Origin of the sequence: Conyzicola lurida (assembly GCF_014204935.1) — a bacterium.
GTDB classification, from domain to species: Bacteria; Actinomycetota; Actinomycetes; order Actinomycetales; family Microbacteriaceae; genus Conyzicola; species Conyzicola lurida.
On sequence record NZ_JACHMJ010000001.1, the window covers coordinates 253,422 to 265,821 of the forward strand.

The window sequence follows — 12,400 nt, forward strand, 5'->3', positions numbered from 1 at the left end:
GTCAGCGCCGCAGAAGTGTCACAAATGGCCCCACCCCGATGCCGGGTGGGGCCATCTGTGACACTTCTGGTGGGCGACTAGCCCATGTGCACCGCGGTGCCGCCCTTGAGCAGGTCGTCCTTCGACGGCCGGATCAGGAAGAACGCGATCGGTGCGGCGAGCAGCATCAGGGCCGCGGCGCAGACGAACGCCGCCGAGTAGCCGCTGACCAGCGCGCCGAACTGCGCGGTGGGCGACGAGGCGTTGTCGGCGAGGTAGCTCGAGATCGCCGAGGTGTAGAGCGCGGTGAACAGCGCGGTGCCGATCGATCCGCCGATCTGCTGGGTGGCGGTGACCGCGGCGCTCGCGACGCCGGCGTCGTGGTCTTCGACCCCGGCCAGTGCGACGTTCTGCAGCGGCACGAAGATCGCGCCGAGACCGATGCCGAGCACGACGAGGCCGGGCAGCACCTCGAGCAGGTAGTTGCCCTCGACCGTGATGAACGACAGGTAGAAGAGACCGGCGGCCGCGAGGATCGGGCCGACCGTCATCGGCAGGCGCACGCCGATCTTGGGCAGCACGTTCGACAGGATGCCGACCGTGACCATGATGACCGCGGTCATCGGCAGCGAGGCGAGTCCGGAGAGCAGCGGCGAGTAGCCCAGCACGATCTGGAAGTAGAAGATCAGGAAGAGCAGGCCGCCGAGCAGGGCCGAGCCGGTGAGGGCCGAGACGAGGAAGGCGCCACCGCGCACCTTGTTCACGATGACGCGCAGGGGCAGCAGCGGGTTGGAGACGCGCGACTCGACGAGGACGAACGCGGCGAGCAGCACGACGCCGAGCGCCAGCAGGCCGATCGTGTCGAGACGGCCCCAGCCCTCTTCGGCGCGGGAGAACCCGAACACGAGCGAGGCGAGACCGGCGACCACGAGGACCGTTCCCGGGATGTCGTACTTGGTGTTGCCGTGTGCACGGCTCTCGGTCATGAACACGAGTGCGCCGATGATCGCGACGATCGCGATCGGCACGTTCACGAGCAGGCACCACTCCCAACTGGCGAACTCGGCGAGGGCGCCGCCGAGCAGCAGGCCGACGGCGGCGCCACCGCCGCCGATCGCGCCGAAGACGGCGAACGCCTTGATGCGCTCCTTGCCGCCGGGGAACGTGATGGTGAGGATCGCGAGTGCGGCCGGGGCGAGCAGTGCGGCGAAGACGCCCTGCAGCGCTCGCGCGGCGAGCAACATCTCGGTGTTGACGGCGAGGCCGCCGATCGCGGAGGCGATGGCGAAGCCGATCATGCCGACGATGAAGGAGCGCTTACGGCCCCAGTAGTCGGCGACGCGGCCGCCGAGCAGCAGCAGAGAGCCGAATGCGAGGGCGTAGATGGTGACGACCCAGGTGCGGTCGCCGTCGGTCATGCCGAGTTCGATCTGGGCGTCGGGCAGAGCGATGTTCACGATGGTTCCGTCGAGGATCACCATGAGCTGGGCGAGCGCGAGGACGGCGAGCAGCCACCAGCGATGGGTGGGTGCGGGGGTCGCGGGTGTTTCGGGCAAAGGAGAAGACATTAAGAGAGCGGGATCCTGTCGTACGAACTAGTTGGTTGGGTTAGGTATGATCATACTCATGAGAAGTGACGGAGAAGCGACACGGGCCAGAATTCTGGATGCCGCAGCCCACGAATTCGCCGAACACGGCCTCGCCGGGGCCCGGGTCGACCGCATCGCGGCCGCGGCCAGCGCCAGCAAAGAGCGCCTCTACGCCTACTTCGGCGACAAGCGTTCGCTCTTCGTCGCTGTGCTCACCGACCACATGCAGGACATCACCGACTCGATGCCGATGTCGCCGCGCGATCTCGTCGGCTTCGTCGGCGGCATCTTCGACTTCGCCCAGGAGAACCCGGAGCACTTCCGCATGATGCAGTGGGCGAAGCTCAGCGGCGACCTCGACCTGCTGCCCGAGGTGCCCGCGGCCGTCGTCGAGCGGGACGCGCGGGTCATCGCCGAAGCGCAGGCGCTCGGTCTGGTCGACCCGGAATGGTCGCCGCGAGAGCTCTTCGGCCTGCTCTTCGCCCTCGCGACATCCGAGGTCTATTTCCCTCTCGCGGACACGGATTCGGCCGACCTCGCCAGCAAACGGGCCGCGGTCGTGCGCGGAGCGGCGAAACTCATCGCTGTGCCCGACGCCGCCGTCCGCTAGACTTTTCGAGTCGCAACTGGCGTTGAGATGGGTAACCATCAGGGAGCGAAGACTCATCGATTTGGCCGTACGCCTGGGCCGAACGGATACCGTTAGTTCTGTCCGTTCGTCACCGCAAGGAGTCCCGCCAGTGTCCTCTTCCTTCAACTCCCCGCTCTCCGAGGTCGATCCCGAGATCGCCCTCGTGCTCGAACAGGAGCTCGGCCGCCAGCGCGGCACTCTCGAGATGATCGCGAGCGAGAACTTCGTTCCCCGCGCCGTGCTCGAGGCCCAGGGCTCCGTGCTCACCAACAAGTACGCCGAGGGCTACCCCGGACGCCGTTACTACGGCGGCTGCGAATTCGTGGATGTCGCGGAGAGCCTCGCCATCTCGCGTGCGAAGAGCCTCTTCGGCGCCGCGTACGCCAACGTGCAGCCTCACTCCGGCGCCTCCGCCAACGCGGCCGTGCTTGCCGCGATCGCCAGCCCCGGCGACCGCATCCTCGGCCTCGAGCTCGCGCACGGTGGACACCTCACGCACGGCATGAAGCTCAACTTCTCGGGCAAGCTCTACGAGGCGCACGCCTACGGCGTCGACCCCGACTCCTTCCTCGTCGACATGGACGTCGTGCGCGAGAAGGCCCTCGAGACTCGTCCCCAGGTGCTCATCGCCGGGTGGAGCGCCTACCCGCGCCAGCTCGACTTCGAGGCGTTCCGCGCCATCGCCGACGAGGTCGGCGCCAAGCTCTGGGTCGACATGGCCCACTTCGCCGGACTCGTCGCGGCCGGCCTGCACCCGAACCCCGTGCCGTTCGCCGACGTCACCTCGTCGACCGTGCACAAGACCATCGGCGGGCCCCGTTCGGGCTTCATCCTGAACAACGACCTCGACATCCAGAAGAAGATCAACTCCAACGTCTTCCCCGGCCAGCAGGGCGGCCCGCTCATGCACGTGATCGCCGCCAAGGCGACCGCGTTCAAGCTCGCCGGCGAGCCGGAGTTCAAGGACCGTCAGGAGCGCACCGTCCGCGGCGCGCAGATCCTCGCCGAGCGCCTCACGGCCCCCGACGCGAAGGCGGCCGGCATCGACGTGCTGACCGGCGGCACCGACGTGCACCTCGTGCTCGTCGACCTGCGCAACTCGGCCATCCACGGCCAGGACGCCGAGGACATCCTGCACTCGGTCGGAATCACGGTGAACCGCAACGCCGTTCCGTTCGACCCCCGCCCGCCGATGACCCCCTCGGGCGTGCGCATCGGTACACCCGCGCTCGCGACGCGTGGCTTCGGCGACGCGGAGTTCACCGAGGTCGCCGACATCATCGCGACGGCTCTCAAGCCGACTCCGGATGTCGCGGCTCTCCGCGCGCGAGTGCTCAAGCTCACCGACGGATTCCCGCTGTACGAGGGCCTCACCTCGCCCGGCAGCTGGGCGTAACCCTTTCCTCCCCTTCGACAGGCTCAGGGACCGCACGGTAGCTGAGCCTGTCGAAGCGTCTCGACCGTTTCCGACGACTTAGGACATACCCATGACCGCAACAATCCTCGACGGCGTCGCCACGGCATCCGCCGTCAAGAACGAACTCAAGGAGCGCATCTCCGCGCTCAAGGCGAAGGGGATCACCCCCGGCCTCGGCACCCTGCTCGTCGGCAGCGACCCGGGCTCGCTCTCCTACGTCGCCGGCAAGCACCGCGACTGCGCCGAGGTCGGCATCGAGTCGATCCGCGTCGACCTGCCCGAGACGGCGACAGCCGAGGAGGTGCGCGCCGCGATCATCGGGCTCAACGAGAACCCCGCCGTCACCGGCTACATCATCCAGCTGCCGCTGCCCGCCGGTCTCGACGAGAACGCGATGCTCGAGCTGATGGACCCCGACAAGGACGCCGACGGCCTGCACCCCACCAACCTCGGTCGCCTCGTGCTCGGCGTGAGCGGCGAGCTCGACTCGCCCCTGCCCTGCACCCCCGCCGGCATCGTCGAGATGCTCGGCCGCTACGGCGTCAGCATCCCGGGCAAGCACGTCGTCGTGATCGGCCGCGGCCTCACGGTCGGCCGCCCGCTCGGCCTGCTGCTCACGCGCAAGGGCGTCGACGCCACGGTGACGCTCACCCACTCGCGGTCGGTCGACCTGGAGGGCTACGTGCGCCAGGCCGACATCATCGTCGCCGCGGTCGGCGTCGCGGGACTCGTGAAGCCCGAATGGGTCAAGCCCGGCGCTGCCGTGCTCGACGTCGGGATCACCCGCGTCGTCAACGAGGAGACCGGCAAGGCGCGGCTCGTCGGCGACGTGGACCCCGGAGTGGCCGAGGTCGCCGGGTTCCTGTCACCCGTTCCCGGCGGGGTCGGACCGATGACGCGCGCCATGCTGCTGGTCAACGTCGTGGAGGCTGCGGAGCGTGCCTGAGCATCCCGCCGTCGTGCGCGTCGAGGCGGCGCTGGTCGAGGCCGGCGTCGAGACGCAGGTCGTGTGGCTCGACGGGGCCGCGAAGACCGCCGTCGAAGCGGCATCCGCCCTCGGTATCTCGGTCGGGGCGATCGCGAACTCGCTGGTCTTTCTGCTCGACGGGGAGCCCGCGCTCATTATGACGTCGGGCGCCCACCGCGTGGACACCGCGTGGCTCGGCGAGCGGGTCGGCGGCGAGTTTTCGCGCGCTGACGCCACGACGGTGAAGACGGCGACCGGGCAGGTCATCGGCGGCATCGCGCCCGTCGGACACCCGGCGCCGCTGCGCACGTTCGTCGATGAGGCGCTCGCGGAATTCCCCGAGATCTGGGCCGCGGCGGGGCACGCGCACACGGTGTTCCCGCTGTCCTTCGACGAGCTGGTGCGCATCACGGGCGGCACGGTGACGCCGGTCGCGCCTGCCGCCTCTCCGGCGGATTGAGCCCGTCGAAATCCCTCCCCGGTAGGCTTCACCCATGACTTTCTCCTCCGGCAAGATCATCCTCGGCATCGCCGCCGCGCTCGCTCTCGTCCTGGCCGCCGGCTTCATCGCCGTCGCGTTCTTCGACGTGAACCTCTTCGGGGTCGACCTCACCTAGTCGCGAGCCCCGGTCGACAGGATGCCGCGGCCGACGCCGGCCGATCGGCCCTGTCGAGCGTGCGGAACGCGTGTCTCGTCCTGTCGAAGCGGCGAGCGCGAGGGTTTCGACGAGCTCAACCCGCTGGGGCGGGTCAGCTCTCGCGCACCGCACCGTCTGCCGCGCTGACCGTGAAGGTGACCGGCTGGCCGAAGCCGTGCTCGGCGAAGGCGCCGTCGAGGGCGACCTGAAGGCGCGACACCGACTCGGACGCGATGAGCGCGATCGCGGCGCCGCCGAAGCCGCCGCCGGTCATGCGGGCTCCGACGGCCCCGTTGGCGATCGCGGTCTCGACGGCGAGGTCGAGCTCGGGTACCGAGATCTCGAAGTCGTCGCGCATCGAGCGGTGCGAGGCGTCCATCAGGTCGCCGATCGCCGTCGGTCCCTCTTCGCGCAGGGCGCGCACGGTGTCGAGCACGCGCTGGTCCTCGGTGACGACGTGGCGCACGCGGCGGAACGTCTCGTCGTCCAGCAGTTCCTGCGCGCGGGGCAGGTCGTCGACCGAGAGGTCGCGCAGCGCGGGAACGCCCATCACGCGGGCGCCCTCCTCGCACGAGGCGCGGCGCGAGGCGTAGCCGCCGGTCGAGTGCGAGTGGCTCACGCCGGTGTCGATGATCAGCAGCTCGAGCCCGGCCGCGGCGAAGCCGAGGTCGACGACCTGCGCTTCGAGCGAGCGGCAATCGAGGAACACCGCGGAATCCTGCTTGCCCAGCAGCGACGCCGACTGGTCCATGATGCCGGTGGGGGCGCCGACGGCCTTGTTCTCGGCGAGCTGTCCGATCTTGGCGAGGGTCGGGCGGTCGAAGCCGAGCTGCCAGACGTCGTTGAGCGCGAGCGCGACCGCGCTCTCGATCGCGGCGCTCGACGAGAGGCCGGCACCCACGGGCACCACCGAGTCGATGTAGATGTCGACGCCGGGCACGCCCGCGAGGTCGCCGCCGAACTCGCCGATCGCCCAGGCGACGCCGAACGGGTAGGCGCTCCAGCCGCTCAGCGCGGAGGGCGCGAGGTCGGCGATGGCGATCTCGGCGACCTCGTCGGCGAACGAGCTGGCGATGCGCAGCACGCCGTCTTCGCGCAGGCCGAGCGCGAGCACGGTGCGCTTGTTGATCGCGAACGGCAGCACGAAGCCCTCGTTGTAGTCCGTGTGCTCGCCGATGAGGTTCACGCGGCCGGGGGCGGACCAGATGCCGTGCGGTTCGTAGCCGAACAGCTCGGTGAAGTCGGCTTTTACGTCGTCTCTGATGTCGCTCATACTCGTGCGATTCCTTCTCGAATGAATGCTGCTGTTGCTTCGGGTGTCACGTCGCCGATCCAGGCGCCCATGGCGGCCTCGGACCCGGCGAGGTACTTCAGTTTGTTCTCGGCGCGACGCGGCGAGGTGACCTGCAACATTAGACGGATGTCGTCACGTGCGACGGTGACCGGCGCCTGGTGCCACGCCGCGATGTACGGCGTCGGGGTGTCGTAGAGCTTGTCGATACCGCGCAGGAGCTTCAGGTACAGGCCCGCGAGCTCGTCGCGCTCCTCGCCGTTGGTCGCCGCGAAGTCGGGGATGTGACGGTGCGGCAGCATGTGCACCTCGATGGGCCAGCGGGCCGCGAACGGCACGTAGGCGGTCCAGTGCTTGCCGCTGATGACGACGCGCTCGGAGGCGCGCTCGCTCTCGAGCACCGACTCGAACAGGTCGGGGCCGAACTTCTCGATCGACTCGATCAGCCGCTTGGTGCGCGGCGTGACATACGGGTACGAGTAGATCTGACCGTGCGGGTGCAGCAGCGTGACGCCGATGGCCTCGCCGCGGTTCTCGAACGGGAACACCTGCTGGATGCCGGGCATCGCCGAGAGCGCGGCGGTGCGGTCGGCCCACGCCTCGATCACGGTGCGGGCGCGCGACTCGGTCTGGCTGCCGAACGACCCCTCGTGCTCGGGGCTGAAGCAGACGACCTCGCAGCGGCCGATCGACGGCAGGGTGCGGCCGAGCCCGATCCGGTCGAGCTCGTCGAGGGAGAACTCGGTGCCGAGCTGCGGGCCGAACGACGGCGAACGGTTCTCGAACACGGCGACGTCGTAGTTGCTCGGCACCTCCGAGGGGTTGTCCGGCGTCGTGGGGGCGAGCGGGTCCTGGTCGGCGGGTGGCAGGAACGCGCGGTTCTGCCGGGCGGAGGCGATGGAGATCCACTCGCCGGTGAGCACGTCCTGCCGCATCGTCGCGGTCGCCGGACGCGGGTCGAGCGGGCGGGCGTCGGCCGAGCGCTCCGGCCCGAGCGTGGTGTCCGCGTCGTCGAAGTAGATGAGCTCGCGGCCGTCCGCGAGAATCGTGGGGCGTTTCACGATCGCCGAATCTGTCATGCTATTACGATAACGAAAGTTGACCTTTTTATTTCGCAAGTAATCGCAAGGAGCAAACGACGATGGCGGATGACGCGGCGCCCACGATCGTCCGACGCGAGCGACTCCTCCAGGAGGTCGTCGACCGCGGCTTCCTGCGCGTGGCCGACGCGAGCATCGAGCTCGGGGTGAGCGCCGTCACGATCCGCTCCGACCTCACCGCGCTCGAGCTCGCGGGCAGCATCGTGCGGGTCCACGGCGGGGCGATGCCGCGCGGCGCCGAGGGGGCGAGCGAGTCGTCGTTCGAATCGTCCCTCGCCCATGCGGCGGCGGCCAAGCTCGCGATCGGGCGGCGTGCGGCATCCATGGTCCTGTCGGGGCAGAGCGTATTACTCGACGTGGGCACGACCGCGCTCGCCGTGGCCCACGCCCTCGCCCGGCGCACCGACCTGCACGACGTGCTGGTCGTGACGAACGGGCTGTCGATCGCGCTCGCGCTGGAGCCGGGCATCCCGCGGCTGACGGTCGTCGTGACGGGCGGCACGCTGCGTCCCCAGCAGCACTCGCTGGTCAACCCGTTCGCCTCGGCGTTCCTGGAGAGCCTGCACGGCGACATCGCGTTCATCGGCTGCAACGGCGTGGACCCCGAGGTCGGCGTCACCAACGTCAACCTGCCCGAGGCCGAGGTGAAGCGGCGCATGATGCAGTCGGCCGCGCGGCGGGTGCTCGTCGCCGACGCGTCGAAGCTCGGCAGCCGCCGGCTCGGCAACGTGGGCCCGCTCTCCGACTTCGAGTCGCTGGTCACGGCGGGCGGCCCCGAGGCGGCCGTCGTCGAGCGGCTCGAGGGCGCCGGGCTGCACGTGATCGACGCGGACGTCGATAGCCCTGTAGCTCGCTAGGCTGATCGCATGCGCGCCCCCACCGGAGAACAATTCGTCCTGACCCGTAGCACCGCCGCCGGGTCGTCCACGGCGATCATCACGGAGGTCGCGGCATCGCTGCGCACCTTGCAGATCGACGGCGTGGACCTCACAGAGCCGTACCCGGCCGAGAAGACCCCGCCGTTCGGCGACGGCATCGTGCTGGCACCGTGGCCCAACCGCGTCGAAGACGGTATCTGGCTGCTCGACGGCAAGCGCCAGCACCTCGACATCACCGAGCCGGCCCGGCACAACGCCATCCACGGCCTGCTGCGCTCGACCGCCTACCGCGTCACCGACCAGTCCGAGACCGCCGTCACCCTCGCCGCGACCGTCTACCCGCAGCACGGCTACCCGTTCATGGTCGACACGACCGTGACCTACCAGCTCGTCGAGGGCGGCCTCACCGTGACCCACGGCCTGCGCAACGCGTCGACGGCCGCCGCGCCGGTCGGCGTCGGCACCCACCCGTTCTTCCGCATCGGCGACGTGCCGACCGAGGACCTCGTTCTGCGCCTCAACGCGTCGACGCGGTTCGAGACCGACGACCGGCTCATCCCCGTCGCCGAGAACCCGGTCGAGGGCACGAAGTACGACCTGCGTGACGGCCAGCGCGTCGGCGACCTCTGGCTCGACGACGCGTTCGGCGGAGTCGTCCCGGTCGACGGCGAGAGCGTTCACTCGCTCACCGCGCCCGACGGCCGCCGCGTCGAACTCTGGCAGGACGAGAGCCACCCGTTCGTGCAGGTCTTCACCACCCGCAAGTTCCCCAAGGACGGCGGGCTCGGCCTGGCCGTCGCGATCGAGCCGATGACCGCGGCACCGAACGCGCTCAACACCGGCGCGGGCCTCAAGTGGCTCGAACCCGGCGAGCACTGGGTCGTGCGCTGGGGCATCCGGTACTCCGCGTAACCCGATGACGACATCTCCCGCCACGATCCGGCGCTGGCGCAAGTACCTGGCCGACGAGCGCGCCGAGGCGGCGGTCTACCGCGACCTCGCCGGCCGCCGCACGGGGGAGGAGCGGGAGATCCTGCTCGCGCTCGCCGACGCGGAGGCCAGGCACGAGACACACTGGCTCGAGCTGCTCGGCGACGACGTGGGCAAACCGTTGCGGGGCGACATCCGGACCCGTCTTCTCGGCTGGCTCGCCCGGCGCTTCGGTTCGGTGTTCGTGCTCGCCCTCGCCCAGCGCGCCGAGGCGCGCTCGCCGTACGAGGACGACGCCGACGCGACGGCGACCATGGCGGCCGACGAGCGCATTCACGAGGAGGTCGTGCGCGGTCTCGCCACCCGCGGCCGCAACCGGCTGTCGGGCACGTTCCGTGCCGCGGTGTTCGGCGCGAACGATGGGCTCGTCAGCAACCTCGCCCTCGTGCTCGGCATCGGGGCGACCGGGGTATCCACGCCGATCATCCTCGCGACGGGTCTCGCCGGCCTGCTCGCCGGCGCGCTGTCGATGGGCGCGGGGGAGTTCGTGTCGATCCGGTCGCAGCGTGAGCTGCTCGCCGCCTCCAACCCGAACCCCGAGACGCGCACCGCCCTGCCGTTCCTCGACGTCGACGCCAACGAACTGTCGCTCGTCTACCGCGCCCGCGGTATGACCGAGGAGGAGGCGACCGCCCACGCCGCCGAGGTGATGCGCGACCTGAGCGTCGACCACTCCGTCGGCGACACGGTCGACGACCACGAGGAGATCGGCTCCAGCCTCGGAGCCGCCGTCTCGAGCTTCCTGTTCTTCGCCTCGGGCGCGATCATCCCCGTGCTGCCCTACCTGTTCGGGCTGCAGGGCGTCGCCGCGGTCGTCGTCTCGTCGACGCTGGTCGGGCTCGCGCTGCTCGGCACCGGCGCCGTCACGGGTCTGCTCTCGGGCGGCCCGCCGCTCAAGCGCGCGCTCCGCCAGCTGGCGATCGGCTTCGGCGCGGCCGGCGCGACCTACCTGCTCGGCCTGCTGTTCGGGGTGAGCGCCTCGTGATCTCGATGCAGCTCGCCCGCGCCCTGCGCGACTCCGGACTGGTCTGGCACCCGCGCCGCGGCGACAACTTCCGCATCGACCGCATCGAGGCCGACGACGAGGTCTACACGCTCAGCGACATGACGGTGGAGGCGCACGAGTTCTCGAGCGGCACCGTGCTCGGCTTCAACGGCACGACCGAGTGGGCGCTCGACTCGGTCGCCCTCGACGACGCCCTGTGGTTCCCGCGAGAAGACCAACTGCGCGACATCCTCGGCCCGGCTTTTCGCACTCTGCGGCACGAGACCGCCTTCACGGTGACGGCCGTCATCGACGGCGAGTCGAAAGAATTCGAGGCGGATGACGCGGCCGACGCCTACGCCCGGGCCCTGCTCGCGTTGCTCGACGCGGTTGCCGGCTGACGCACCGCGCTAGACCGCCGTTTCGTCGACGAGCAGCTCGTCGAGCGCGACCTCCTCGGCCGGCGGCCGCTGCAGCAGCTCGACCAGTCCGACGGCCAGCGCGGCCAGCACCGCGGTCCACAGGGTGAGGCCCGGGCTGAGCGGGCGCGCCAGCAGAATGACGGCGGCGCCGACCACCGCGATCGCCGCGCGCACCGGTGTGCGAGCCCGGTAGAGCCAGAAGCCGAAGCGCCCGGTGGTGATGCCGCGCTTCTCGGCGGCGGTGCGGACGATGGCGGCACCGCTGACCGCGAACGCCCGGCCGGCGCTCGGCACCCGGAACGGCCCCGCCAGCCAGGCCACGAGAGCGACGGTGACGGCCAGCACGAGGGCCGCGATGGTGCTAGTGCGGATCAGTGTCGTCAGCTGCTGGTAGATCTCGACCGCGACATCCGACGGCATATAGGCGGGGGAGACGGCGCCGACGAAGAACACGCGGCCCACCGCGATCGCGGCGAGGCAGACGACCAGCGCGAGGGCGAGGGCGCCGCCCGCCCAGACCAGCGCGAGGGAGCGGCGGCGGGCGGCCAGAACGCCCGCGGCGAGGACGACGAGCACGAGCCAGGGCAGCCACAGCCCGATGGCGACGACGGCGTCATAACCGAGCTGCGCCCGGGTGACGGAGTCGGACTTCGCGATGACGATCGTGCGGTCCAGCTCGGGCAGGTTCGCGGCGAAGGTCAGCCCCTGGTCGACGAGCAGCGTCTCGACCCGGTCGAGCACGGGAGCGAGACGGATGCCCACTTCGCCCCCGGGGCCGAGCGAGACCGCTCCGGTATCGTCGCCGTGGATGGCGGCGACGATCTCGCGGTGACTCGTGCGCAGGGCCTCCTCGAAGATGTCCCCGAACGCGTCCGAGGCGACGAGGGTCGACACCGTGTTGCGGATCAGCGAGCGGATGCCCTGCACGACGGTGCCCTCGAGCGAGCGCAGGGTCGTGGTCGCGACCGGCCCCAGCCCGAGGTCGACGATGCCGTCGAACACGTCGCCGGTGATCTGCTCGATGTCGACCTGGCTGTCGATCACGGCGACGACCTCGTCGGTGACGAACGCCTGCACCGCACGGTCGCGGGCGAGAGGCGCGAAAGTCGAGACGAACACCTCGGTCTGCAGCAGCTGCGTCTGTGCCCAGTTCGCCGCGACGGCCACCGGGGCGAGCAGCGAGCCGACCACGATCAGCACGACGGAGGCGAGGGTGCGTCCCCACGCGCCTCGTTTCTTCGTGGCCGTCGGCCGGGCCTTCGTCTCGCGCAGGAACACGTTCTCGTCGCGCAGCGAATCGTTCTCGGCACGCAGCGCGTCGACGAGTTCCTGCAGCTGGGCGGTGGTGAGGCGGGCCATAACGGCATCAGCGTAGGGCCGCGCGCGATCGCGGGATCTCACACGGAACGGGTGGGCGGTCGCGCCCGACAGGGGCGTGCGGTGGCCTCGATGCCAGCCGACCACCGCTCGCCCAACAGGACGCTCGCCGGTCTAGCCGCCCGATCGTCCTGTC

13 protein-coding genes and 1 riboswitch are annotated in these 12,400 nt (G+C 70.2%); of the genes, 9 read left to right on the plus strand and 4 right to left on the minus strand.

Features of this window, described 5'->3' with window-relative positions; genetic code table 11:
• Positions 1 to 77: 77 nt before the first annotated feature.
• Positions 78 to 1,547 carry an MFS transporter gene (locus HD599_RS01310; RefSeq protein ID WP_184232927.1) on the minus strand — a complete coding sequence of 490 codons (1,470 nt, stop codon included), beginning with the start codon at positions 1,545 to 1,547 and terminating at the stop codon, positions 78 to 80.
• A gap of 58 nt (positions 1,548 to 1,605) precedes the next feature.
• Between HD599_RS01310 and HD599_RS01315 the strand changes: the two genes are divergently transcribed.
• The 5 genes from HD599_RS01315 to HD599_RS18140 all read left to right on the plus strand — a co-directional run bounded on the left by HD599_RS01315 (position 1,606) and on the right by HD599_RS18140 (position 5,200).
• Positions 1,606 to 2,178 (plus strand): TetR/AcrR family transcriptional regulator, encoded by a 573-nt coding sequence (locus HD599_RS01315; protein ID WP_246376062.1) that lies wholly within the window; start codon positions 1,606 to 1,608, stop codon positions 2,176 to 2,178.
• Positions 2,179 to 2,183: 5 nt separating this feature from the next.
• Positions 2,184 to 2,264: riboswitch (ZMP/ZTP riboswitch) on the plus strand.
• A 44-nt stretch (positions 2,265 to 2,308) separates the two neighbouring features.
• A complete protein-coding gene (glyA, locus tag HD599_RS01320) occupies positions 2,309 to 3,595 on the plus strand; it encodes a serine hydroxymethyltransferase (RefSeq protein ID WP_184232931.1) in 1,287 nt (428 codons plus the stop codon).
• Positions 3,596 to 3,686: 91 nt separating this feature from the next.
• Positions 3,687 to 4,562, plus strand: coding sequence for a bifunctional methylenetetrahydrofolate dehydrogenase/methenyltetrahydrofolate cyclohydrolase (locus HD599_RS01325; RefSeq protein WP_184232933.1), 876 nt, complete (start codon positions 3,687 to 3,689; stop codon positions 4,560 to 4,562).
• Positions 4,555 to 5,043, plus strand: a complete 489-nt coding sequence (locus HD599_RS01330) for a YbaK/EbsC family protein (protein ID WP_184232935.1) — start codon at positions 4,555 to 4,557, stop codon at positions 5,041 to 5,043. The genes HD599_RS01325 and HD599_RS01330 overlap by 8 nt, the downstream gene beginning before the upstream one ends.
• A 34-nt stretch (positions 5,044 to 5,077) precedes the next feature.
• Complete coding sequence (locus HD599_RS18140) at positions 5,078 to 5,200, plus strand: hypothetical protein (protein ID WP_281381779.1); 123 nt, start codon at positions 5,078 to 5,080, stop codon at positions 5,198 to 5,200.
• Between the two features lie 133 nt (positions 5,201 to 5,333).
• Here the strand turns inward: HD599_RS18140 and galK are convergent, their stop codons facing one another.
• Positions 5,334 to 6,494, minus strand: coding sequence for a galactokinase (gene galK, locus HD599_RS01335; protein ID WP_184232937.1), 1,161 nt, complete (start codon positions 6,492 to 6,494; stop codon positions 5,334 to 5,336).
• Positions 6,491 to 7,591 carry a galactose-1-phosphate uridylyltransferase gene (gene galT, locus HD599_RS01340; RefSeq protein WP_184232939.1) on the minus strand — a complete coding sequence of 367 codons (1,101 nt, stop codon included), beginning with the start codon at positions 7,589 to 7,591 and terminating at the stop codon, positions 6,491 to 6,493. Before galT ends, galK begins: the two co-directional genes overlap by 4 nt.
• 62 nt (positions 7,592 to 7,653) lie before the next feature.
• Between galT and HD599_RS01345 the strand changes: the two genes are divergently transcribed.
• Genes HD599_RS01345 through HD599_RS01360 form a run of 4 tightly spaced genes read left to right on the plus strand, consistent with a single transcriptional unit; the run spans position 7,654 to position 10,866 of the window.
• Entirely contained in the window at positions 7,654 to 8,469 is an 816-nt protein-coding gene (locus HD599_RS01345) for a DeoR/GlpR family DNA-binding transcription regulator (RefSeq protein ID WP_184232942.1), read from the plus strand.
• Positions 8,470 to 8,478: 9 nt separating this feature from the next.
• On the plus strand, positions 8,479 to 9,402 hold the full coding sequence (locus tag HD599_RS01350; protein ID WP_184232944.1) for an aldose 1-epimerase family protein: 924 nt from the start codon (positions 8,479 to 8,481) through the stop codon (positions 9,400 to 9,402).
• 4 nt (positions 9,403 to 9,406) lie between these two features.
• Positions 9,407 to 10,465, plus strand: a complete 1,059-nt coding sequence (locus tag HD599_RS01355) for a VIT1/CCC1 transporter family protein (RefSeq protein ID WP_184232946.1) — start codon at positions 9,407 to 9,409, stop codon at positions 10,463 to 10,465.
• A gap of 5 nt (positions 10,466 to 10,470) precedes the next feature.
• Positions 10,471 to 10,866 (plus strand): hypothetical protein, encoded by a 396-nt coding sequence (locus tag HD599_RS01360; RefSeq protein ID WP_221420574.1) that lies wholly within the window; start codon positions 10,471 to 10,473, stop codon positions 10,864 to 10,866.
• Between the two features lie 9 nt (positions 10,867 to 10,875).
• Here HD599_RS01360 and HD599_RS01365 read toward each other — a convergent pair whose 3' ends face one another.
• The gene (locus HD599_RS01365) at positions 10,876 to 12,246 is read right to left on the minus strand and encodes a hypothetical protein (RefSeq protein ID WP_184232950.1); all 1,371 of its coding nucleotides are present in this window, start codon (positions 12,244 to 12,246) and stop codon (positions 10,876 to 10,878) included.
• Positions 12,247 to 12,400: the final 154 nt, after the last annotated feature.

Bases quoted from the DNA above. Each gene is read 5' to 3' on its own strand.
- HD599_RS01310 (WP_184232927.1), bottom strand. From the start codon at position 1,547: ATGTCTTCTCCTTTGCCCGAAACACCCGCGACCCCCGCACCCACCCAT.
- HD599_RS01315 (WP_246376062.1), top strand. From the start codon at position 1,606: ATGAGAAGTGACGGAGAAGCGACACGGGCCAGAATTCTGGATGCCGCA.
- HD599_RS01325 (WP_184232933.1), top strand. From the start codon at position 3,687: ATGACCGCAACAATCCTCGACGGCGTCGCCACGGCATCCGCCGTCAAG.
- HD599_RS18140 (WP_281381779.1), top strand. From the start codon at position 5,078: ATGACTTTCTCCTCCGGCAAGATCATCCTCGGCATCGCCGCCGCGCTC.
- galK (WP_184232937.1), bottom strand. From the start codon at position 6,494: ATGAGCGACATCAGAGACGACGTAAAAGCCGACTTCACCGAGCTGTTC.
- galT (WP_184232939.1), bottom strand. From the start codon at position 7,591: ATGACAGATTCGGCGATCGTGAAACGCCCCACGATTCTCGCGGACGGC.
- HD599_RS01345 (WP_184232942.1), top strand. From the start codon at position 7,654: ATGGCGGATGACGCGGCGCCCACGATCGTCCGACGCGAGCGACTCCTC.
- HD599_RS01350 (WP_184232944.1), top strand. From the start codon at position 8,479: ATGCGCGCCCCCACCGGAGAACAATTCGTCCTGACCCGTAGCACCGCC.
- HD599_RS01355 (WP_184232946.1), top strand. From the start codon at position 9,407: ATGACGACATCTCCCGCCACGATCCGGCGCTGGCGCAAGTACCTGGCC.
- HD599_RS01360 (WP_221420574.1), top strand. From the start codon at position 10,471: ATGCAGCTCGCCCGCGCCCTGCGCGACTCCGGACTGGTCTGGCACCCG.
- HD599_RS01365 (WP_184232950.1), bottom strand. From the start codon at position 12,246: ATGGCCCGCCTCACCACCGCCCAGCTGCAGGAACTCGTCGACGCGCTG.